The organism is Pseudomonas tolaasii NCPPB 2192, assembly GCF_002813445.1.
GTDB lineage: Bacteria > Pseudomonadota > Gammaproteobacteria > Pseudomonadales > Pseudomonadaceae > Aquipseudomonas > Aquipseudomonas tolaasii.
Window position 1 is genome coordinate 3,059,851 of sequence record NZ_PHHD01000001.1, and the last position, 18,770, is coordinate 3,078,620.

At 61.5% G+C, this 18,770-nt stretch carries 18 protein-coding genes; 11 read left to right on the forward strand and 7 right to left on the reverse strand.

The window, feature by feature from the left end:
* Nucleotides 1–21 precede the first annotated feature (21 nt).
* The 5 genes from ATI14_RS14165 to ATI14_RS14185 all read left to right on the forward strand — a co-directional run bounded on the left by ATI14_RS14165 (nucleotide 22) and on the right by ATI14_RS14185 (nucleotide 4,331).
* Nucleotides 22–630 carry a LemA family protein gene (locus ATI14_RS14165; RefSeq protein ID WP_026083181.1) on the forward strand — a complete coding sequence of 203 codons (609 nt, stop codon included), beginning with the start codon at nucleotides 22–24 and terminating at the stop codon, nucleotides 628–630.
* The gene (locus ATI14_RS14170; RefSeq protein WP_016970428.1) at nucleotides 630–1,361 is read left to right on the forward strand and encodes a TPM domain-containing protein; all 732 of its coding nucleotides are present in this window, start codon (nucleotides 630–632) and stop codon (nucleotides 1,359–1,361) included. Before ATI14_RS14165 ends, ATI14_RS14170 begins: the two co-directional genes overlap by 1 nt.
* Before the next feature lie 28 nt (nucleotides 1,362–1,389).
* Complete coding sequence (locus ATI14_RS31845) at nucleotides 1,390–2,118, forward strand: TPM domain-containing protein (RefSeq protein WP_026083182.1); 729 nt, start codon at nucleotides 1,390–1,392, stop codon at nucleotides 2,116–2,118.
* 28 nt (nucleotides 2,119–2,146) lie between these two features.
* On the forward strand, nucleotides 2,147–2,764 hold the full coding sequence (locus ATI14_RS14180) for a TPM domain-containing protein (protein ID WP_016970430.1): 618 nt from the start codon (nucleotides 2,147–2,149) through the stop codon (nucleotides 2,762–2,764).
* A gap of 349 nt (nucleotides 2,765–3,113) precedes the next feature.
* Nucleotides 3,114–4,331 (forward strand): class I SAM-dependent methyltransferase, encoded by a 1,218-nt coding sequence (locus ATI14_RS14185; RefSeq protein WP_016970431.1) that lies wholly within the window; start codon nucleotides 3,114–3,116, stop codon nucleotides 4,329–4,331.
* A gap of 116 nt (nucleotides 4,332–4,447) precedes the next feature.
* On the opposite strand, the gene ATI14_RS14190 is transcribed toward ATI14_RS14185, so the two are convergent.
* From ATI14_RS14190 to ATI14_RS14215, 6 genes are all read right to left on the reverse strand, one after another.
* Complete coding sequence (locus tag ATI14_RS14190; RefSeq protein ID WP_016970432.1) at nucleotides 4,448–5,347, reverse strand: DMT family transporter; 900 nt, start codon at nucleotides 5,345–5,347, stop codon at nucleotides 4,448–4,450.
* A gap of 244 nt (nucleotides 5,348–5,591) precedes the next feature.
* Nucleotides 5,592–8,150 (reverse strand): TonB-dependent receptor, encoded by a 2,559-nt coding sequence (locus tag ATI14_RS14195; protein ID WP_016970433.1) that lies wholly within the window; start codon nucleotides 8,148–8,150, stop codon nucleotides 5,592–5,594.
* 128 nt (nucleotides 8,151–8,278) lie between these two features.
* A complete protein-coding gene (locus ATI14_RS14200; RefSeq protein ID WP_016970434.1) occupies nucleotides 8,279–9,247 on the reverse strand; it encodes a FecR family protein in 969 nt (322 codons plus the stop codon).
* Nucleotides 9,244–9,783, reverse strand: coding sequence for an RNA polymerase sigma factor (locus ATI14_RS14205; RefSeq protein ID WP_016970435.1), 540 nt, complete (start codon nucleotides 9,781–9,783; stop codon nucleotides 9,244–9,246). Before ATI14_RS14205 ends, ATI14_RS14200 begins: the two co-directional genes overlap by 4 nt.
* A 213-nt stretch (nucleotides 9,784–9,996) precedes the next feature.
* Nucleotides 9,997–10,869 carry a dihydrodipicolinate synthase family protein gene (locus ATI14_RS14210; protein WP_016970436.1) on the reverse strand — a complete coding sequence of 291 codons (873 nt, stop codon included), beginning with the start codon at nucleotides 10,867–10,869 and terminating at the stop codon, nucleotides 9,997–9,999.
* Between the two features lie 24 nt (nucleotides 10,870–10,893).
* Nucleotides 10,894–11,676 carry an aldolase gene (locus tag ATI14_RS14215; RefSeq protein ID WP_016970437.1) on the reverse strand — a complete coding sequence of 261 codons (783 nt, stop codon included), beginning with the start codon at nucleotides 11,674–11,676 and terminating at the stop codon, nucleotides 10,894–10,896.
* Nucleotides 11,677–11,781: 105 nt separating this feature from the next.
* On the opposite strand from ATI14_RS14215, the gene ATI14_RS14220 reads away from it, so the two are divergent.
* Entirely contained in the window at nucleotides 11,782–12,309 is a 528-nt protein-coding gene (locus ATI14_RS14220) for a helix-turn-helix domain-containing protein (protein ID WP_016970438.1), read from the forward strand.
* A gap of 141 nt (nucleotides 12,310–12,450) precedes the next feature.
* Here the strand turns inward: ATI14_RS14220 and ATI14_RS14225 are convergent, their stop codons facing one another.
* On the reverse strand, nucleotides 12,451–13,467 hold the full coding sequence (locus tag ATI14_RS14225; RefSeq protein WP_016970439.1) for a DUF4917 family protein: 1,017 nt from the start codon (nucleotides 13,465–13,467) through the stop codon (nucleotides 12,451–12,453).
* Nucleotides 13,468–13,590: 123 nt separating this feature from the next.
* On the opposite strand from ATI14_RS14225, the gene yiaY reads away from it, so the two are divergent.
* From yiaY to ATI14_RS14250, 5 genes are all read left to right on the forward strand, one after another.
* Nucleotides 13,591–14,739 (forward strand): L-threonine dehydrogenase, encoded by a 1,149-nt coding sequence (gene yiaY, locus ATI14_RS14230; RefSeq protein WP_016970440.1) that lies wholly within the window; start codon nucleotides 13,591–13,593, stop codon nucleotides 14,737–14,739.
* A 93-nt stretch (nucleotides 14,740–14,832) separates the two neighbouring features.
* Nucleotides 14,833–15,507 (forward strand): NAD(P)H-binding protein, encoded by a 675-nt coding sequence (locus ATI14_RS14235; protein ID WP_016970441.1) that lies wholly within the window; start codon nucleotides 14,833–14,835, stop codon nucleotides 15,505–15,507.
* A complete protein-coding gene (locus ATI14_RS14240; protein WP_016970442.1) occupies nucleotides 15,507–16,418 on the forward strand; it encodes a LysR family transcriptional regulator in 912 nt (303 codons plus the stop codon). The genes ATI14_RS14235 and ATI14_RS14240 overlap by 1 nt, the downstream gene beginning before the upstream one ends.
* A gap of 199 nt (nucleotides 16,419–16,617) precedes the next feature.
* Nucleotides 16,618–17,811: a CaiB/BaiF CoA transferase family protein gene (locus tag ATI14_RS14245; protein ID WP_016970443.1), complete on the forward strand. Its 1,194-nt coding sequence runs from the start codon at nucleotides 16,618–16,620 to the stop codon at nucleotides 17,809–17,811.
* Nucleotides 17,808–18,749, forward strand: coding sequence for a hydroxymethylglutaryl-CoA lyase (locus tag ATI14_RS14250; protein WP_016970444.1), 942 nt, complete (start codon nucleotides 17,808–17,810; stop codon nucleotides 18,747–18,749). The genes ATI14_RS14245 and ATI14_RS14250 overlap by 4 nt, the downstream gene beginning before the upstream one ends.
* The last annotated feature ends 21 nt before the right edge of the window (nucleotides 18,750–18,770 follow it).

The following is an 18,770-nucleotide window of genomic DNA, read 5'->3' on the forward strand; positions in this document are numbered from 1 at the left end:
AGGAAGGTCGCGGAGAAACATATGACTACAATTCAAGGATATCGCTGGGGTTTCAAGGCAGCGGCATTGCTGCTGATCGGCACGGTGTTGAGCGGTTGCGGCATCAACAAGATCCCGACGCTCGATGAGCAGGCCAAAGCGGCCTGGGCCCAGGTGCAGAACCAGTATCAGCGGCGCGCCGACCTGATCCCCAACCTGGTGGAAGTGGTCAAGGGCTATGCGGCCCATGAGCAAGACACCCTCACCGCAGTGATTGAAGCGCGAGCCAAGGCCACGTCGATCCAGGTGGACGCCAGCACCCTCGACAACCCTGAAAAACTCAAACAGTTCCAACAGGCTCAGGATGGCTTGAGCGGCGCGCTCAACCGCTTGATGGTGGTGTCCGAGCGTTACCCGGACCTCAAGGCCAACCAGAACTTCCTGGCTCTGCAATCGCAACTTGAAGGCACTGAAAACCGCATTGCCGTGGCCCGCCGCGACTTTATCCAGGCGGTGCAGGCCTATAACACTGAAATCCGCACCTTTCCAGGCCGTCTGTGGCACAGCGTGATGTACAGCGACCTGCCGATCCGCGCCAACTTCGAAGCCACCAGTGCCGATGCTGACAAAGCGCCCCAAGTGAAATTCTGATGGGTGTACGTGGCCTGTTGTTCGCCGCGGTTTTGCTGTGCGGTCAGGTGCTGGCGGCCGACTCGAACGAGTCGGTAGACGCCTTGATCGCCGAGCAGTTTTCCCTCCTGGACGGTCGCATCGTCGACCGTGCAGGCCTGCTTGACGCCGCCAGCACGGCGGCGCTCAAGCACACGCTGGACACGCACGAGCAACAGACCGGCGAGCAGATTGTGGTCGTCACCCTGGACAGCTTGCGCGGCAATCCCATCGAAGACTTCGGCTACAGGCTCGGGCGTTACTGGGGCGTGGGCGAGAAGGGCAAGAACAGCGGTGCGCTGTTGATTGTGGTGCCCGCGGAACATCGGGTGCGGATCGAAGTGGGTTATGGCCTGGAAGATCGCCTCACCGATGCCCAGGGCTCGGTGATCATTAATCAGGTGATCTTGCCCAAATTCAAACAGAACCAGTTCGCCCAGGGCATTACGGCGGGCGTCAAGGCGATGGTCCAGGTGTTGGGTGGGCAGCCGGTGCACGCCAAGGCCCAGAGCAAAAAATGGGTGTGGCTGATCTTCGCGCTGGCCGGGTTGTTTGTGCTGGTCATCGGTTTTGTGGTGATCAAATACGGAAAGCCGACCACGCCGAACGATGACGACGAGACACCGCGCCCGACGGACAGCGGCAAACGTTCTGACAATGCCGGAGGCGGCGGTGGCAGTTTCGGCGGCGGTGGGACGAGCGGTAGCTGGTAGTGAAGCATTCACGGGCCAAGGGGGCACGATGCGATTAATACGAATGGGCCTGGCGCTGTTGTTGATGTGGGCCGCCCTGTCGGCCCAGGCGGCGCTGACCTTTCCAGCGCTGACCGGGCGCGTGGTGGACAACGCGCAGATGATCGACCCGGCCACGCGTCAGCAGCTTACCCGGCAGTTGCAGGCGCTGGAGCAAACCACCGGCGACCAGATTGTGGTGGTCACGGTGCCGGACCTGCAAGGCGTGCCGATTGAGGATTTCGGTTATCAACTGGGCCGCGAATGGGGCATCGGCCAGAAGGGCAAGGACAACGGCGCGCTGTTGATCGTCGCGCGTGACGAGCGCAAGTTGCGCATCGAAGTCGGCTATGGTCTGGAAGGCGTGCTGACGGATGCGCAGTCGTGGGTGATCATCAACCAGGTGATTGCACCGAAGTTCAAGGCCGGCAATTACAGTCAGGGCATCAGTGACGGCGTGGCGGCGATGCTGCAGGTCGTGGGCGGCGAGCCATTGGCGGTGCCGGCCCATGTGGCGGACGCGAATTTCGCCAAGGATAATCCCGGGTTTTCCATCGGTCTGTTTATCCTGCTGATCGGCGTGTTGTGGTTGTGCAATCGCCTGGGCCTGCCGGTTGGCGCTATCCTGCTGGCCATCCTCAGCAGCAGCGGACGTGGCGGCGGCGGGGGAGGCGGTGGTGGTGGCTTCCGTGGCGGTGGCGGTGGTTTTGGCGGCGGCGGGGCTTCGGGCGGCTGGTGATGATAATAATGAGAGAGCAACGACAACCATGGCATTACTGACAGAGCACGAGCAGCGCCAGGTCGCTGAAGCGATCGCCCGCGTCGAGAAAACCACCGACGCGGAAATCGTGACCGTGCTGGCGGCTCGCGCCGACGATTACGCTTACATTCCACTGTTGTGGGCCAGTTTGATCGCGCTGGTGGTGCCTGGCGTGGTGCATTACCTGTCGGGTTACCTGACCATGTACACCTTGCTGCTGGCGCAATGGGCGACGTTTATCGTGTTGTGCCTGGTGTTTCGTTTGCCCAGGGTTACCACGCGCTTGATTCCCCGTTCAGTTCGGCATTGGCGTGCGTCGAACCTGGCGCGACGCCAGTTCCTGGAACAGAACCTGCACCACACCCTGGGCAGCACTGGCGTGCTGATTTTTGTCAGCGAAGCCGAGCGGTATGTGGAGATTCTGGTGGATGACGGGATTTCCAGACACCTGGACGACAGCAGCTGGGACGTGATCGTCAAGGCGTTTACCCAGCAGGTGAAACAGGGGCAGACGCTGGCCGGGTTTATCGCCTGTATCGAGGCCTGCGGTGAATTGCTCAAGGTGCATGTGCCGTTGACGCAGACGCGCAATGAGCTGCCCAATCGTTTAATCGTGCTCGAATAACCCTGGCACGCTGATCTGGAGCTGGCTTGTGTGGGAGCTGGCTTGCCTGCGATAGCATCCCCTCGATTTGCCAGATACACCGAGGTGTCTGCATCGCAGGCAAGCCAGCTCCCACAGTAGATCTCCATTGACCGCCGATCTCCTGTGGGAGCTGTCGAGCCTGGGCGAGGCTGCGATGGGGTCGCCTCGGTGTGACTGACAAACCGAGGTGGTTGTATCTCAGGCAAGCCAGCCCCCACACAAGCCGGGTCGTGGCTGTACGAATCGACCGTTGATCAAATAACCCCGTGCCCTCAACCCCTATCCCCCCTAAAATGCCCGGCATTCCCAGCCCGAGGCGTTTTTGTTTATGTCCGTCACCGCTCCACCTGCGCGCCCAGCGCCGGATCATCACGCCCAGTTCATCGAACTTGTGCGCGCAAGCCTCGCGCAGAACGCCTTTATCAAGCTGGTGCTGGCCAAATACGTGGGCGAGGAAGCCGAGTTGCAGCGGCTGATCATCAAGCCGGTGGTGGTCAAGGAGCAGCCCTGCCTGTCTTTCGTCTACCGCTACAAAACCCGCGATATCACCAAAAATTTTCCCCAGGCCGAAGGCGTGGCGGCGATTGCCGGGCTGTTGCCGGCATCATTCAAGAACGCACACCTGCTGTCGCTGACCGACGAAGCCCAGCTGGAATACAGCAAAAAGAACAAAAGCTCCCTGTTCAAAAGCAAGCCGCAGCAATTGCGCGAAGCGCCTTCGGCCGAGCATAACCGTGAGAAGAACCGCTTCCTTGACCTCAGCCGGCCCTTCCTGGCCGACCTGGGCGTGACCGACGCCAGGCAGGCGCTGATCCCGTCGATGTCGCGCAAGTGGAAGCAGATCAACAAGTTCATCGAAGTGTTCAGCCATGCGCTGACTTCATCACCGTTGAAACTCGACCAGCCGGTGCGCGTCGCTGATTTCGGCTCGGGCAAGGGTTACCTGACCTTCGCCATCCACGACTACCTGCGCAACACGCTCAAGGCCGAGGGCGAGGTCACCGGTGTTGAGCTACGCGAAGACATGGTCACACTGTGCAACACCGCGGCTGCGCGCCTGGAACACCCGGGCCTGGTGTTCAAATGCGGCGACGTGCGCAGCGTGGCACCGAGCGAGCTGGACGTGATGATCGCGCTGCATGCCTGCGACATTGCCACCGACTATGCGATCCACACCGGCATCCGCTCCGGTGCGTCGATCATCATGTGCTCGCCGTGCTGCCACAAACAGATCCGCCTGCAGATCCAGAGCCCGGTGCTGCTCAAGCCGATGCTGCAATATGGCCTGCATTTGGGCCAGCAGGCGGAAATGGTCACCGACAGCCTGCGCGCGTTGTTCCTCGAGGCCTGTGGCTATGAAACCAAGGTGTTCGAGTTCATCTCGCTGGAACACACCAACAAGAACAAGATGATCCTGGCGGTGAAGCGTGCCGAGCCGGTGGACAACACGCAGTTGCTGGAGAAAATCCAGGAGTTGAAGGCGTTCTACCACATCACCGAACACTGCCTGGAAACCCTGCTGCGCGCGGATGGCTATTTAGGCTGAACACAGAACCAAAATGTGGGAGCTGGCTTGCCTGCGATGGCATCAGCGCGGTTTAGCTGAAGACCGAGTTGCCTGCATCGCGGGCAAGCCCGCTCCCACACAAGCCTGCTTTTACATTAGATTGTGTTGACCTTGGCAGCCGGCGCAGGTTGCACCGCCGTCTTGCGCCCCAGCATCACCGTCACAATCACCCCGCAGGCAAACAACCACGTAATTGGCTCGATATGTTCACCAAAAAACAGCGCCGAAAACGCGATGGTGAAGAAAATCTGCAGCAGCTGGATCTGGCTGACCCGCGCAATGCCGCCCATGGCCAGCCCGGCGTACCAGGCGAAGAAGCCCAGAAACTGCGAGAACAGCGACACGTAACCGAACGCCCACCAGGCGCGCACCGAAATTGCACCTTGATGCTGCGCCGCCAGGTACCACACCGGGCCGATCAGCACCGGCGTGGACAACACCAGCGCCCAGCAGATGACCTGCCAGCCGCCCATTTCCTTGGCCAGCCGGCCACCTTCGGCATAGCCCAGGCCGCCCACGGCAATCGCCCCGAGCATCAACAAGTCGCCCGCCTGAATGCTGCCGGCGCCGGTGATCAACGCGTAACTCAACACCAACGCACTGCCCAGTGCCGCGCAGGCCCAGAAGGCTTTGGACGGCCGCTCATGGGACAGCCACGCCGCATACAGCGCCACACACAGCGGTTGCAAGCCGTTGACCAACGCGCCATGGGACGCCGGCAGCGTTTGCATGGCCCAGGCCGACAACACCGGAAACCCCAGGATCACCCCGGCAATCACCAGGCACAGCCCGCGCACCTGGCGCCAGGTCGGCCAGCGCTCGCGTCGCCACAGCAACAGCGCCGCCGCCGGGATCGCCGCGAACAGCGCGCGGCCCAGGCCGTTGAGCAGCGGGTGGATTTCCTGCACCACAATGCGGGTGAAGGGCAGGGTCAGGCTGAAGATGATGACGCCCAGCAGGCCGAGGGCCATGCCGGTGTTTTCGCGCGAACTCATGGTGGGGGACCGGGATCAGAAGGGCTTCAAGGGAAACCCATCTAGCCACAACCCCCGCCCATTGCGGGCCTACAGCTGATGGCAGATTTATCCGTACAGTTTGCGCAGACACTGAAATTCAAATGTGGGAGCTGGCTTGCCTGCGATGGGATCGCCTCGGTGTTACTGCCGAACCGAGGTGCCTGTATCGCAGCGGTGCGACGATTCGACAAGCCAGCTCACATAGGCCCGTTCCCACTTGGGTTTAGAAGAACCGCGTCACGCTGATCTTCGCGTCGCGGCCTTTGGTGTAGGCGCGGTCGCCGCTCAGGGCCGGGCGGAAGTTTTCGTTGAACAGGTTGTCCACGGTGAAGTTCACCTCGGTGCCTTTCAGGTAAGCCTGTTGCGGTTTCCATTTGGCGAACAGGCCCTGGGTGTTGTAGCGCTTGTTGCCGTATTGATCGTAGAACAAATCACCCACGGCGCTGCCCGGGCCGCCGGAGTATTTGTCGCTGGGCAGGCGGTCGGTGGCGCCGATGAATTGGCCGGTCCAGCCGACCTGGGCATCCCAGGCAGGGATGTTGGTGCCGAGCACCAATACCCACTTGGTCGGCGGGATATCCCGCGCCGCCACGTCCGGCCCCCACGGGTTGGTGTAGGCGCCTTCGTGGTCGCCCTTGGCGTAGGCGAACGACACCGAGCCGAACAGGTAAGTAGAGTTGTAGTAGGTTTCGAATTCAAAGCCCTTGATGGTCAGCCCGCCAATATTGCGGTAGTTGGCCATCGGCCCCGTGGGGCAGGCGCTGGCAATGCTGCCGCCGTTGACGGCCTGGTTCTGGCAACCCACACCTGTGGCCTTGAAGATTTCGTCCTCGACCTTGTTGTGGAAAAACGTGGTGCGCACTTGCAGGTTGTCATTCTGGGCGATCAGGTTATCGAAGCTGCTGACGCTGCCCACGGTGATCGAGGTGATGCGCTCCGGGTCGAGGTCGACACTGGTGGCGGTGCGACTGCCCAGGCCTTGCACTTCGTATTGCTCGTCGATCACCGGCGCACGCCAGGTTTTGCTCCAGTTGGCGAACAGCCCCAGGTTGGGCGTGACGTTCCAGAACAACGCCAGGCGCGGTGACCAGCCGGTGTAGGTGCGGTCGCTGTAATCGTGGCCGAATGACGGATCGGGGTTGTCGTAGTACGGCGCGTCGTTGCCTTCGCCACGATTGCGCACGTGGTCATAACGCAGGGATGGGGTGATGGTTACGTCGCCCACTGTGACCGCGTCCTGCACGAAGAAGCTGTTGGTATCGACCTTGCCGTGGGGCATGAAGCCCGGCTGGAAGTGCCCGTAGTTGTAGCGTGCGGTGTTGTAGGTGGCGCCCGGCATCCACATTTCGGTTTCGCGGATGTGTTTGCGAATTTGCCCGCCGACGGTCAGCGCATGCTGCAAGGGGCCGGTGTCGAACAGGCTGACGTTGCGGATGTCGAGGTTTTTGTCGGTGTAGGCCGTGTCCATCTTGCGCCCGCCGGTGGCCAGCTGGAAAAACGCGGTGGCGTCGCGTTCGTCGGTCTGGTCGGTGTTGGACTGCGAGTACTTGATGGTCAGGTCCACCAGCGGGTTGTTCGCGGGGGTGTATTCGTATTTGCCCGACCAGGTGGTGTCGGTGGTGTCACGCTGAGCCAGAAAACGTCGCAGCGCGTTTTCGTAGCCGTAGCGGTCGATGTTGGCCTGGGTCGGCGGCGTCGGGTAGCTGGCGGCCGAGAAGGGTGTCCAGCGGTTGCTGTGGGAGCGCGAGTAGGAAAAACCGGCACTGTGTTCCTCGGTGAAATGCGCGTTGACCTTGAACAGTTTGCCGTCCACATCCTGGGCGCTGTTGGGCAGGCGCTGGGGGTTGATCGGGTACTGGTTGTTTTCGTTGGGCAGCTTGGCGGCCACCTTCATGTCGCCGCCGTCGCGTTGGGTGAGGTAGGCGAGGGCGTCAAAACGGCCGTCGTCGGTGCGGCCATACACGGCGCTGCTGTAAATCTGTTCGTGGTCGTTGCTGGAGTAACCGTATTTGAGCATGGCGCCGCTGTTGCGGCCGTCCTGGAGCAAATCGGGCGCATCTTTGGTGGTCATGTTGACCGTGCCGCCAAAACCGCCGTTACCCGTGAACGGCGAGTTGGGACCTTTTTCGACTTCGATGCTTTTGATCAACTCGGGCTCGATAAACACCGTGCCTTGCTGGTAGCGCTCAAAGCCGGTTTTGGTGGCGCCGTCGACGGTCATCGGCACGTCCTCGGCGTCGCCGAAACCCCGGATATTGATGGTTTGGCCGCCGGGTTTGAGCGAGCCGCCCTGGCTCACGCCGGGCAAGGTCTGCAACAGACTCGGAATGTTGTTGGACTGGTAACGGTCGATGTCCGCCTGGGTCATGGTCGAGCGGTTGACGGTGCTGGAATCGACTTCGTTACCGGTGCCAATCACGCTGAGGGCGTCCAGCTGGATGGCACCGCTGTGAGTGGTTTTGCCCTCGTCGGGGCGCACCACGTAGGTGGAGCCGACTTTGATCAGCGTGAACTCGCCGTTTTTCAGCAACGTTCGGATGGCCACTTCCGGGGTGTAGTCACCATTCAGTGCCGGCGCCTGCACGTTCTTGAGCAGGGTTTCATCGAACAGCAGCTGAATTTTCGCCTGCTGCGCCACTTGGCTCAAGGACGTGGCCAGCGGCTGTGCAGGCAGTTGCAGCTTGAGCGACTCAGCCTGAGCCGTGAAGCTCACGGCCATGCAGGCGGCAATGATGGACGGTCGAAGAAACAGGTGCGAAGCGTGGCAAGGCGCGCGAAACATGAAATCCCCCGGGGTGGCCAAATGGCCGGAAAGGTGTGCGTATCAAACACAGTCGGGAAGAAGACGGGGCAGGCAAAAAAATCCACACATGCGAATGCAAAATATTCTCAAGTGTGTGCCGGGGCGCCTTATTTGCGGGGTTCGATTCTCACAATGCCGTCGGCCGAGGCCACGGTTTTCACCGGCAGCAGGGCGGGCAGGGCGTTGAGCAGGGCGTCCGGATCATTCACGTCCAGGTTGCCCGAGACCTTCAACTGAGCCACGGCCTTGTTCACCTGCAACGGGGCCTGGGGGCGGTAGAGGCTCAGTTCGTCGATCAGGCTGGCCAGTTCGCGGTTGCGAAATGACAAATGCCCGCTGCGCCAGTCCGCCACTTCTTCGGCGGTAAGGGTTTGTTGTTGCAGGCCGGCTTTGGCGTAGCTGTAGATGGCGCGTTGCTGGGCGCCGAGCAGGGCCACGGGGCTTTTGGCGTCCGGTTCAAACGCGACCTGGCCATGGGCGACGCTGACCACCAGTTGCTGCTGGCTGCGCCGTACATCAAACCCGGTACCCACCACCCGCACCGTCGCCTCGCCGGCCTGCACATACAACGGTCGCTCTTTATCGGCAGCGACTTCGATATACAGCTGGCCCTTGTCCAGATGAATGATGCGTTGATCGGCGCTGAACGCCAGGCGCAGGCGCGTGTTGGCGTTCACGTACAAGGTGCTGCCGTCGGGCAGGTTCAGGGTGCGCATGCCCTTGGAGTGGGCGGCGACCTGGGCGTGATACAGCGTGCGGGGTGCGCCGACATTGGTGGTCAGCACTGCGCACACCAGTGCAGCCGCCACCGCGAGGGCAGGGCGCCACATCGATGCTTTGCGCTTGGGCAGTGCCACGGGTTTGTTCAATTGCTGTAGCTGGGCGAGGTCGGCCCACAGTTGCTCGAATTCGGCATAGGCGCGCGCATGGGCGGGTTCGGCTTGCCAGGCGGCAAAAGCCTTGCGGTCGGCTCGCCCCGCTTCGCTGCGGTTGCGGGCAAACCAGCTGGCGGCTTGGGCATCGATGGAGTCGCTGTGCTCGATGTCCAAAGCGTCGGTGTCGCTCAGGCGGTTCATTCTGGCTGCTCCGTGCCGGGTTCGATTTGAAGGCGTCGCTTGCAGTGCAGCAGGGCAAAAGCGATGTGCTTTTCCACCATGCTGGTCGAAATGCCCATGCGCTCGGCGATCTGCGCCTGGCTGAGGCCTTCGAAGCGGTGCAGCATAAGGGCTTCTCGCCTGCGGGGCGAGAGTTCTGCGAGGACTTCTTTCAACTGTTCCAGGCGTTGCAAGCGCTGCGCGGCGGCCATGGGGTCGGTTTGCTCGTCGGCGACCGGCTCGGCGTCCCTTTCGGCCTGATCCGGGTGAGTGGTTTGCCGTACCTTCTGTTTGCGCCAGTGGTCACGCAGCAGATTGCGCGCCATCTGGAACAGAAACGCCCGTGGCTGCTCGACCTTGGCCCGGTCGCGGTAGTCCAGCCATTGAGTGAAAACATCCTGGGTCATGTCCGCCGCGTCGCTGGCGTTGTCGGTGCGCTTGCGCAGGAAATGCAGAATGTCTGCATAAAACCCGCGAAAGGCATCGGCCGACAACGGGTCGGGCTCTGGACGAGACATGGATATCCTTCTTGACGAAGCACGACGTAGAAAAGTCGCGAATGATATCGAGAACTATTGTCATTTGTCTCTATGTAAGAAATCTGCCCGTCAAAAATATGAGACCTGATTCCTGTGGGAGCCGGGCTTGCCCGCGATGGCATCGCCTCGGTTCACTTGAAAGACCGCGGTGTTGCTATCGCAGGCAAGCCAGCTCCCACAGGGGCTGCGGCGTTAGCGCAGCAGTGTTTTCAGCTGTTCGATCCCGGCTTCACCCAACGGGAACACTGGCAACCGTGGATCACCCACCTCCAACCCGGTCAAACGCAACCCGGCCTTGACCGTCGCCGGCAAACCACCCTTGAGGATGAACTCCAGCAGAGGTAACTGACGATAAAACAGCTCCCGTGCCTTCGTCAGATCATTTGCCAGCACCGCGTCATACAAATCCAGATTCAGCTGAGGAATGAGGTTCGGCGCCGCCGTGCACCAGCCCTTGGCGCCGGCCGCGAAGGCTTCCAGCGCCAGCGGGTTGCAGCCGTTGTAGAACGGCACCTCTGTCTGGCGACGCAGTTGGTGCATGCGCTGAATATCCCCGGTGCTTTCCTTGACCATGGTCACATTGGCCACCTGCTTGATGATGCGCTGGATCAAATTCACCGACATGTCCGTGCCGCTGGTGGCCGGGTTGTTGTAGAGCATGATCGGCACGCCGATGCTGTCGCCAATCGCGGCGTAATGGGCAAGGATTTCCGCTTCGCTGAGCTTCCAGTACGAGGCGGGCAACACCATCACCACGTCGGCGCCGTTGGCCTCGGCGTACCGCGCACGGCGCACGGCCTTGGCGGTGGTGAGGTCGGACACGCTGACGACGGTCGGCACGCGCCGGGCGATTTTCGCCAGGCTGTAGGCACTCACTTCATCCCATTCGGCATCGCTCAAGTAGGCGCCTTCGCCAGTGCTGCCCAACGGGGCGATGGCGTGTACGCCGCTGGCGATCAAACGGTCGATGGAGGTGCCGAGTGCGTCAAGGTCGATGCGTGAGCCGTCGGCGCTGAACGGGGTGATGGTGTAGCCGATGATGCCGTGAATAGGGGGGCTGGACATGGGAAGTCTCCGGTCGAAAAGGGATCAGTTCAGGCAATCGGCGTGCTTGCGCAGGTTCTGCCGGGCGTAGTAATTGAACGCGGCGCCATGGCGCTTGGGCTTGGAGATCCAGTCATGGGCCTCGCGCCCAAGCTCGGGCAGGATCGGTTTGATGCTGCCTGCCGACATCGCCAGCAGCTGCAATTTCGCCGCGCGCTCGATCAGCTGGGCGATCACGCAGGTTTCCTCGATGCTCGCCCCGGTGGACAGCTGGCCGTGGTGCGAGAGCAATATCGCGCGCTTGTCGCCCAACGCGGCGGTGATGATTTCCCCTTCTTCATTGCCCACCGGCACGCCCGGCCAGGCTTGCAGAAACGCGCAGTCTTCATACAGCGGGCACAGGTCCATGTGCGACACCTGCAGCGGCACTTCCAGCATCGACAGCGCTGCAATGTGCGTGGGGTGGGTATGGATGATGCAGTTCACATCCGGCCGTCCGCGGTACACCCACGTGTGAAAACGGTTGGCCGGGTTGGGAATGCCGTGGCCTTCGAGCACCTCAAGATCCTCGTTGACCAGCAGCAGATTGCTGGCGGTGATCTCGTCAAAACCCAGGCCCAATTGCTGGGTGTAATAGGTGCCAGGTTTTGGCCCGCGTGCAGTGATCTGCCCGGCCAGGCCGGAGTCGTGGCCGTGTTCGAAGAGGATGCGGCAGGTGAGCGCCAGCTTTTGCCGGTCAGTCCACGTATTATCCGCCAGGGTGTTTTGCATCTGGATCAGCGCTTGCTTGACCAGTTGGTCTTTGGGGAGTGCTAATGTCTTGGCCATATCGGGTGCCCTCGGTGGCTGCAAATGACACTAAAGATGCTATATGACACTTTGTGTCATTAGCAAGCGCAGCTCTCGCCTTTCTGCATGGATTAATCGCAGCACATGTCTATCCGTTTGAAATTATTGAGAAAAAAACTTGGCGTAACCCTGGATGTATTGGCTGAAAAATCCGGGATGACCAAGAGCTACCTGTCCAAGGTCGAGCGCGGGCTCAACACGCCGTCGATTGCCGCTGCGCTGAAACTGGCCAAGGCATTGAACGTGAAGGTTGAAGAGCTGTTCAGCGAAGACAGCGTGAGCGTCGACAGCTACAGCCTGGTGCGCAGCCATGAACGCCCGGACACGGCGCCGGGTTACGCGGTGCTGGCCCATCAGGTCAGCGAGCGCAGCCTGCTGCCGTTCATCATTTATCCGCCGGCGGAATTCACCGACAAGACCTTCAAGGAACACGTGGGTGAGGAGTTTTTGTTTGTGCATGAAGGCCAGGTGGAAGTGGACTTCATGAATGAGCGGGTGATTCTGGAACGGGGGGATGCGCTGCATTTCAATGCGCAGAAGCCGCACCGGATTCGCTCGGTGGGGGAGGTGCAGGCGCAGCTGCTGGTCGTTGTCCACAGCGCTGAAGAATGACGCTGATCGACATTTGAAATGCAATTTATGTGGGAGCTGGCTTGCCTGCGATAGCTGTTTATCAGTGACAAATGTACAAGCTGACACACCGCTTTCGCAGGCAAGCCAGCTCCCACATTTTTGATCTGTTATGTTCGGGGGTCAGCGTTCGACGGGGACGGACAGCGCCGGGTTGCCCAGCGGATGCGTGCGCGCCGCAAAGAATTTCAACTCAACACCCGTGCCCTCGAACAACTCCGAATACCGCCGCTTCTGCTGACGAATAAACCCGTCACTGCGCCCCGACACCGAGATCGCCAAAGTCGTCAGCCTGGCCTGGCGAATCGCATCCACCAGATGTTTATCCTGGGCCCCCAGCTCATGGCCAAAGATGCACAGCGCCCCTTTGTGGCTCAGCAATTGCTCATAACAGAACGACAGGTAATCCGAACTGCGGATGGTCTTGAGCTTCTCCTCAACCTTGCCTTCGCTGACAAACAGCGGCACATCGTCCAGCGTCTTGATCGTGTTGTTGATGGCAAAACTGCTGAGCAAGGTGCTGTCGGTGGACGGCAGTTTGCGCGCGGTGCCATCCAGGTTGCGCACCAGGTGCAGGCCGCCGTGCAGGTAGAGAATGCGTGTGGCCTCGGTGCGGGTGTCGCGCAGATCAAAGCTGGCGTCGGCGCTGCGGAACAGGTCATCGATACCCGGTGTGTGCAGGATCGCCCAGTAATTGAGCAGGTCGTAATTGCTGGTGAACACCGTGGCGTAGCGCGCCAGTTCGGCGTTGATCGTCGCCAGCGTTGACGGCTGCACCAGGCGCCACGGAATGTGCACGGCGTGGATGGTGTTGATCAGCGCTTCCTTGATCGCGTAGTAGCGGTTACGCGGCGCCGCCGAGCTGACGGCCAGGGCCTTGTTGACCCGGCTGGTGGTTTTCAGCGCGCCCAGGGCTTGCTCGAAGCTGCGCGTTTGCAGGGCGTCGAACACGCTGAGTTCAGACTGGCCAAGAGGTTTTTCTTCCACCGTGCGTGCGTTTTCAAACAGCGAGTCGTAGGAGAAGTCTTCCCAAATCGTACGGCTTGCGCCGTTACCGATCAGAATCCCGCTGAAGTCGACGGCTGCGCGCAGTGCGCTCCAGTCTTCAAGGTGGGCGTCAATATCCTGGAAATCCTTCATTGCGGCGGGTCTACTCGAAATCGGCTGGGCGGTGACTTTATCACGAGCCGGCGTTGATCCTGATCAAGATGCGCTGCGTGGTAGAGGTTGATGCTGTGGGCATAACGCCTCTGAGGATTGACCATGAGCAGCACCTTTTTCATCCCCGCCGTGAACATCATGGGCACTGACTGCCTCGACGAGGCCATGACTGCGATCCGCAACTACGGCTTTCGCAAGGCGTTGATTGTCACCGACGTCGGGCTGGCGAATGCGGGCGTGGCCGGCATGATCGCCGAAAAGCTGGCGATGCAGGACATCGACTCGGTGATTTACGACGGCGCCAAGCCCAACCCGAATGTGGACAACGTCGAGAAAGGCCTGGCGCTGCTGGAAGCCAATGCCTGCGATTTCGTGGTGTCGCTCGGCGGCGGTTCGCCCCATGACTGCGCCAAGGGCATTGCGCTGTGTGCCACCAACGGCGGGCACATCGGCGACTACGAAGGCGTTGACCGCTCGAGCAAACCGCAGCTGCCGCTGGTGGCCATCAACACCACTGCCGGCACGGCCAGCGAGATGACGCGGTTTTGCATCATCACCGATGAAACTCGCCATGTGAAAATGGCCATCGTCGACCGCAACGTCACGCCGCTGCTGTCGGTCAACGACCCGGCGCTGATGGTCGGCATGCCCAAGGGCCTGACCGCCGCCACCGGCATGGACGCGCTGACCCACGCCATCGAAGCCTATGTGTCTACTGCCGCCACACCGATCACCGACGCCTGCGCGATCAAGGGCATCGAACTGATCAGCGCCAACCTGCGCCTGGCCGTGCGCGACGGCAGCGACAAGACCGCACGGGAAAACATGGCCTACGCGCAGTTCCTCGCCGGCATGGCTTTCAACAATGCGTCGCTGGGGTTTGTACACGCCATGGCGCATCAGTTGGGCGGTTTGTATGACTTGCCCCACGGTGTGTGCAACGCGGTATTGCTGCCCCATGTGCAGAGCTTCAACGCCAGCGTGAGCGCCAAACGCTTGAGCGACGTGGCCCGTGCACTGGGCGCCGATATCAAGGGCATCACCCCCGAAGAGGGCGCCCAGGCGGCTATCGCGGCAATTCGCACTCTGGCCCATGACGTGGACATTCCGGCCGGTTTGCGCGAGCTGGGCGCCAGGCTGCAGGACATTCCTCTGCTGGCCACCAATGCCCTGAAGGATGCCTGCGGGCTGACCAACCCGCGGCGGGCCGATCAGCGTCAGATCGAGGAGATTTTCCGCAACGCGTTTTGATAGGGGCAGCCTTGAGCGGCAAGCGTTAAGCTACAAGCTGATCTGCATTCAACTTGAGCATGAAGCGTGCGGCTTGCCGCTGAGGTCCCCCCTATGAGAGTTCTGCTTTTCGGCGCCACCGGCATGGTCGGCCAAGGCGTGCTGCGCGAGTGCCTGCTGGCCGATGACGTGCAGGAAGTGGTCGCCGTCGGCCGTACGCCCCTCACCCAGGAACACGGCAAGCTGCACCAGGTGTTGCACAGTGACATGCTGGACTTCCAGCCCCTGGAAAACCTGTTGCAAGGCTTCGATGCCTGCTTCTTCTGCCTCGGCGTGTCGTCGGCGGGCATGAATGAAACCAAATACACCCACCTCACCTATGACCTGACGCTGGTCGCGGCCAGCACCCTGGCCCGGCTCAACCCGCAGATGACCTTTATCTACGTGTCCGGCGCCGGCACCGACAGCTCCGAAGCGGGTAAATCGATGTGGGCGCGGGTCAAGGGCAAGACTGAAAACGCCTTGCTGCGCCTGCCGTTCAAGGCGGTGTACCTGTTCCGGCCGGGGGTGATTCAGCCGTTGCACGGTGTGCGTTCGAAGACGCCGTTGTACCAGTCGTTCTATACCGTGCTCGGGCCGTTGCTGTCGTTTTTCCGCCGCCTTAAACCGGACTGGGTGATCAGCACTGAAACGGTGGGTCGGGCAATGTTGCAGGCGGCGAGCGCAGGGGCGCCGCAACCGGTGGTCGAGCAAGCCGGAATCAATCGTTTGGCCGACGAGCGCCGCTGATGTTGCACAAGAGTCTGGTGCGCCGCCTGGACCTGATCACCCTGCAGTTGTTTGTGGCGGTGTTCGAAGAAGGCACGCTGACCCGCGCGGCGGCTCGCGAAGCCATCGCCGTGTCGGCAGCGAGCAAGCGCCTGATGGAGTTGGAGCAGGTGCTGGGCGTCAGCCTGTTTGTGCGGCGGGCCAAGGGCATGGACCTGACGGCCGCCGGTGAAACGCTGCTGCACCATGCACGGCAGATGCTGTTCAACGTCGAAAAAATGGGCCTGGAGCTGGGCGAACACAGCCACGGGGTGCGTGGTTACGTGCGCATGCTGGCCAATCTGTCGGCAATTATTCAGTTTCTTCCTGAAGATTTGCGGGACTTTTCCGAGTTGCACCCTGCGGTAAAAACCGATCTGGAGGAGCGCCCCAGCCACGGCGTGGTGCAAGGCGTGCTCGACGGTGTGGCGGACCTGGGCATTTGCTCCAGCGATACCGACACCAAAGGCCTGCCCAGCGTGCTGTATCGCCACGACAAACTGGTGGTGCTGATGCCCGCCGATCATGCATTGGCGTCGCGCACGCGTCTGGCGTTTGCCGAAACCCTGGGCAGCGATTACGTCGGCCTGCATGCGGCCAGTTCCATCAACATGCGCACCCACGCCGCCGCGCGTGAGGCCGGCCAGACCTTGCGCCTGCGCATCCATGTGCCGGGGTTTGATGCGATGTGCCGGATGGTGCAGGCGAACATGGGCATTGGCATCCTGCCGCAGAAAGCCTATGAGCTGTTTGGCCGCGCGCTGGGCTTGCATGCCGTGCCGCTGACGGATGCGTGGTCGGATCGCCGGTTGATTTTGGTGGTGCGTGATGAGGCGCAGTTGTCGCCGGTCAGTCAGTTGTTGTTTGAGTACCTGAGCAGGTCAATGGATTAAGCGAAACCCTGGCGGCCCCATCGCGGGCAAGCTCGGCTCCCACAGGTGACCGCGTTCCCAGGTGGGAGCCGGGCTCGCCCGCGATGGCGTCTTCAAGCGTTCGCCATTCGAGAACGCTACTTGCCAACTGACGGTTGGATTTCCACCGTTTCAGTCCTCTAGTCTTGGCCCCACATTCCAAGAACAAGAGGTACACCCGATGACGGCTCCCCTGAGCGGTATCAAGGTGATCGAGATCGGCACGCTGATTGCCGCGCCATTCGCCGCCCGGCTGATGGCCGAGTTTGGCGCCGAGGTGATCAAGATCGAAGCCATGGGGCAGGGTGATCCGCTTCGCAAATGGCGAAAGCTGCATGAAGGCACGTCGCTGTGGTGGTACCTGCAATCGCGTAACAAGAAGTCCCTGGCGCTGGACCTCAAGTCCCTGGAAGGCCTGGGCCTGATCAAGCAACTGCTCGGCGATGCCGACGTGCTGATCGAAAACCTGCGCCCCGGCGGCCTGGAAAAACTCGGGCTGGGCTGGGACGTGCTGCACGCCATCAACCCCAAGCTGACCCTGGTGCGCATCTCCGGCTACGGCCAGACCGGGCCATACCGCGACCGCCCGGGCTTTGGCGCGATCGGCGAGGCCATGGGCGGCATCCGCTATACCACCGGCAACCCGGATTCGCCGCCGGCGCGGGTGGGTGTGAGCCTGGGGGATTCACTGGCCTCCCTGCACGGCGTGATCGGCGCGTTGATGTCGTTGCTGCGGGTCAAGACCGGCCAGGGCGACGGGCAGATTGTGGACGTGTCGCTGGCCGAAAGCGTGTTCAACCTGATGGAAAGCCTGGTGCCGGAATACGACATGCTCGGCCATGTGCGTGAACGCAGCGGCGGCGCCTTGCCGGGTATCGCGCCCTCCAATACTTACCTGACCGCCGACGGCGCCTATGTGGTGATCGCCGGCAACAGCGACCCGATCTACAAGCGCCTGATGCACACCATCGGCCGCGCGGACCTGGCCGACGCACCGGAATTTGCCCACAACGATGGCCGCGCCGCCAAGAGTGGTTTGCTCGATGCCGCCATCACCCACTGGACCAGCAGCCTGCCGATCGACGCGGTGCTCAGTGCCCTGGAAGCCGCCGAAGTACCGGCCGGGCGCATCTACTCGGTGGCCGATATCGTCGGCGACCCGCACTATCAGGCGCGTGACATGCTGCTCAATGCCGAACTGCCCGGCGGTGTGTCGGTAAAAATGCCCGGCATCGTGCCCAAGCTGTCCGAAACCCCTGGCGAAGTGAATTGGCAAGGTCCGACGCTGGGCCAGCACACGGACGACATCCTCGGCAGCCTGGGCCTGACAGTGGCCGATATTCAACGCCTGAAAACCTCGGGAGTGGTGCAATGATTTCTGATTATTCCGACGCGCTGATCGTGCAGGAAGTGTCGCCGCGCGATGGCTTGCAGATCGAGCCGACCTGGGTTGAGACCGCCGACAAAATCGCGTTGATCGACCAGCTTTCCATCGCCGGTTTTTCGCGGATTGAAGCGGGCTCGTTCGTCTCGCCTAAAGCCATCCCGGCACTGCGCGATGGCGAGCAAGTCTTCCAGGGCATCGAGCGCAACCCCGACGTGATCTACGTGGCACTGATCCCCAACCTCAAGGGTGCCCAGCGCGCCATCGAGTCGCGCGCCGATGAACTGAACCTGGTGATGTCGGCCAGCCAGACCCACAACCTGGCAAACATGCGCATGCGGTGCGAGGCGTCGCTGGCGGCATTTGGCGATATCACACGCTTTGCCGCCGACCATCCGGTGCGCCTCAACGCCAGCATCGCCACCACGTTCGGCTGCCCGTTCGAAGGCAAGATCGATGAAGACCGCGTACTGCAAATCGTCGACGCGTATCAGGCGCTGGGTATTCAGGGCATCAGCCTCGCCGACACCACCGGCATGGCCAACCCGCGTCAGGTCGAGCGGCTGGTCAAGCGCGTGTTGCAACGCGTTTCGGCCAGGGATTTGACCCTGCATTTCCACAACACCCGTGGCCTGGGCTTGTGCAATGTGCTGGCCGCCTACGAAGCCGGGGCCAGGCGTTTTGATGCCGCGCTCGGCGGCCTGGGGGGTTGCCCGTTTGCGCCGGGGGCGTCGGGCAATATCTGCACCGAAGACCTGGTCAACCTGTGCGAAGAGGTCGGCATTTACACCGGCATCGACTTGCCGCATGTGCTGCAACTGTCTTGCCGTTTGACCGCCTTGCTGGGTCATGAACTACCCGGCCAAGTGGCCAAAGCCGGGCGTAATTGCGACCTGCATCCGCCACCGGCTTATATCGCCACGCTGTAAACCCGCACCAGACAACAAAAA

Bases quoted from the DNA above. Each gene is read 5' to 3' on its own strand.
- yiaY (WP_016970440.1), top strand. From the start codon at position 13,591: ATGAGCAGCACCTTTTTCATCCCCGCCGTGAACATCATGGGCACTGAC.
- ATI14_RS14240 (WP_016970442.1), top strand. From the start codon at position 15,507: ATGTTGCACAAGAGTCTGGTGCGCCGCCTGGACCTGATCACCCTGCAG.
- ATI14_RS14220 (WP_016970438.1), top strand. From the start codon at position 11,782: ATGTCTATCCGTTTGAAATTATTGAGAAAAAAACTTGGCGTAACCCTG.
- ATI14_RS14210 (WP_016970436.1), bottom strand. From the start codon at position 10,869: ATGTCCAGCCCCCCTATTCACGGCATCATCGGCTACACCATCACCCCG.
- ATI14_RS14190 (WP_016970432.1), bottom strand. From the start codon at position 5,347: ATGAGTTCGCGCGAAAACACCGGCATGGCCCTCGGCCTGCTGGGCGTC.
- ATI14_RS14235 (WP_016970441.1), top strand. From the start codon at position 14,833: ATGAGAGTTCTGCTTTTCGGCGCCACCGGCATGGTCGGCCAAGGCGTG.
- ATI14_RS14250 (WP_016970444.1), top strand. From the start codon at position 17,808: ATGATTTCTGATTATTCCGACGCGCTGATCGTGCAGGAAGTGTCGCCG.
- ATI14_RS14205 (WP_016970435.1), bottom strand. From the start codon at position 9,783: ATGTCTCGTCCAGAGCCCGACCCGTTGTCGGCCGATGCCTTTCGCGGG.
- ATI14_RS14165 (WP_026083181.1), top strand. From the start codon at position 22: ATGACTACAATTCAAGGATATCGCTGGGGTTTCAAGGCAGCGGCATTG.
- ATI14_RS14225 (WP_016970439.1), bottom strand. From the start codon at position 13,467: ATGAAGGATTTCCAGGATATTGACGCCCACCTTGAAGACTGGAGCGCA.
- ATI14_RS14185 (WP_016970431.1), top strand. From the start codon at position 3,114: ATGTCCGTCACCGCTCCACCTGCGCGCCCAGCGCCGGATCATCACGCC.
- ATI14_RS14180 (WP_016970430.1), top strand. From the start codon at position 2,147: ATGGCATTACTGACAGAGCACGAGCAGCGCCAGGTCGCTGAAGCGATC.
- ATI14_RS14170 (WP_016970428.1), top strand. From the start codon at position 630: ATGGGTGTACGTGGCCTGTTGTTCGCCGCGGTTTTGCTGTGCGGTCAG.
- ATI14_RS14195 (WP_016970433.1), bottom strand. From the start codon at position 8,150: ATGTTTCGCGCGCCTTGCCACGCTTCGCACCTGTTTCTTCGACCGTCC.
- ATI14_RS14215 (WP_016970437.1), bottom strand. From the start codon at position 11,676: ATGGCCAAGACATTAGCACTCCCCAAAGACCAACTGGTCAAGCAAGCG.
- ATI14_RS31845 (WP_026083182.1), top strand. From the start codon at position 1,390: ATGCGATTAATACGAATGGGCCTGGCGCTGTTGTTGATGTGGGCCGCC.
- ATI14_RS14245 (WP_016970443.1), top strand. From the start codon at position 16,618: ATGACGGCTCCCCTGAGCGGTATCAAGGTGATCGAGATCGGCACGCTG.
- ATI14_RS14200 (WP_016970434.1), bottom strand. From the start codon at position 9,247: ATGAACCGCCTGAGCGACACCGACGCTTTGGACATCGAGCACAGCGAC.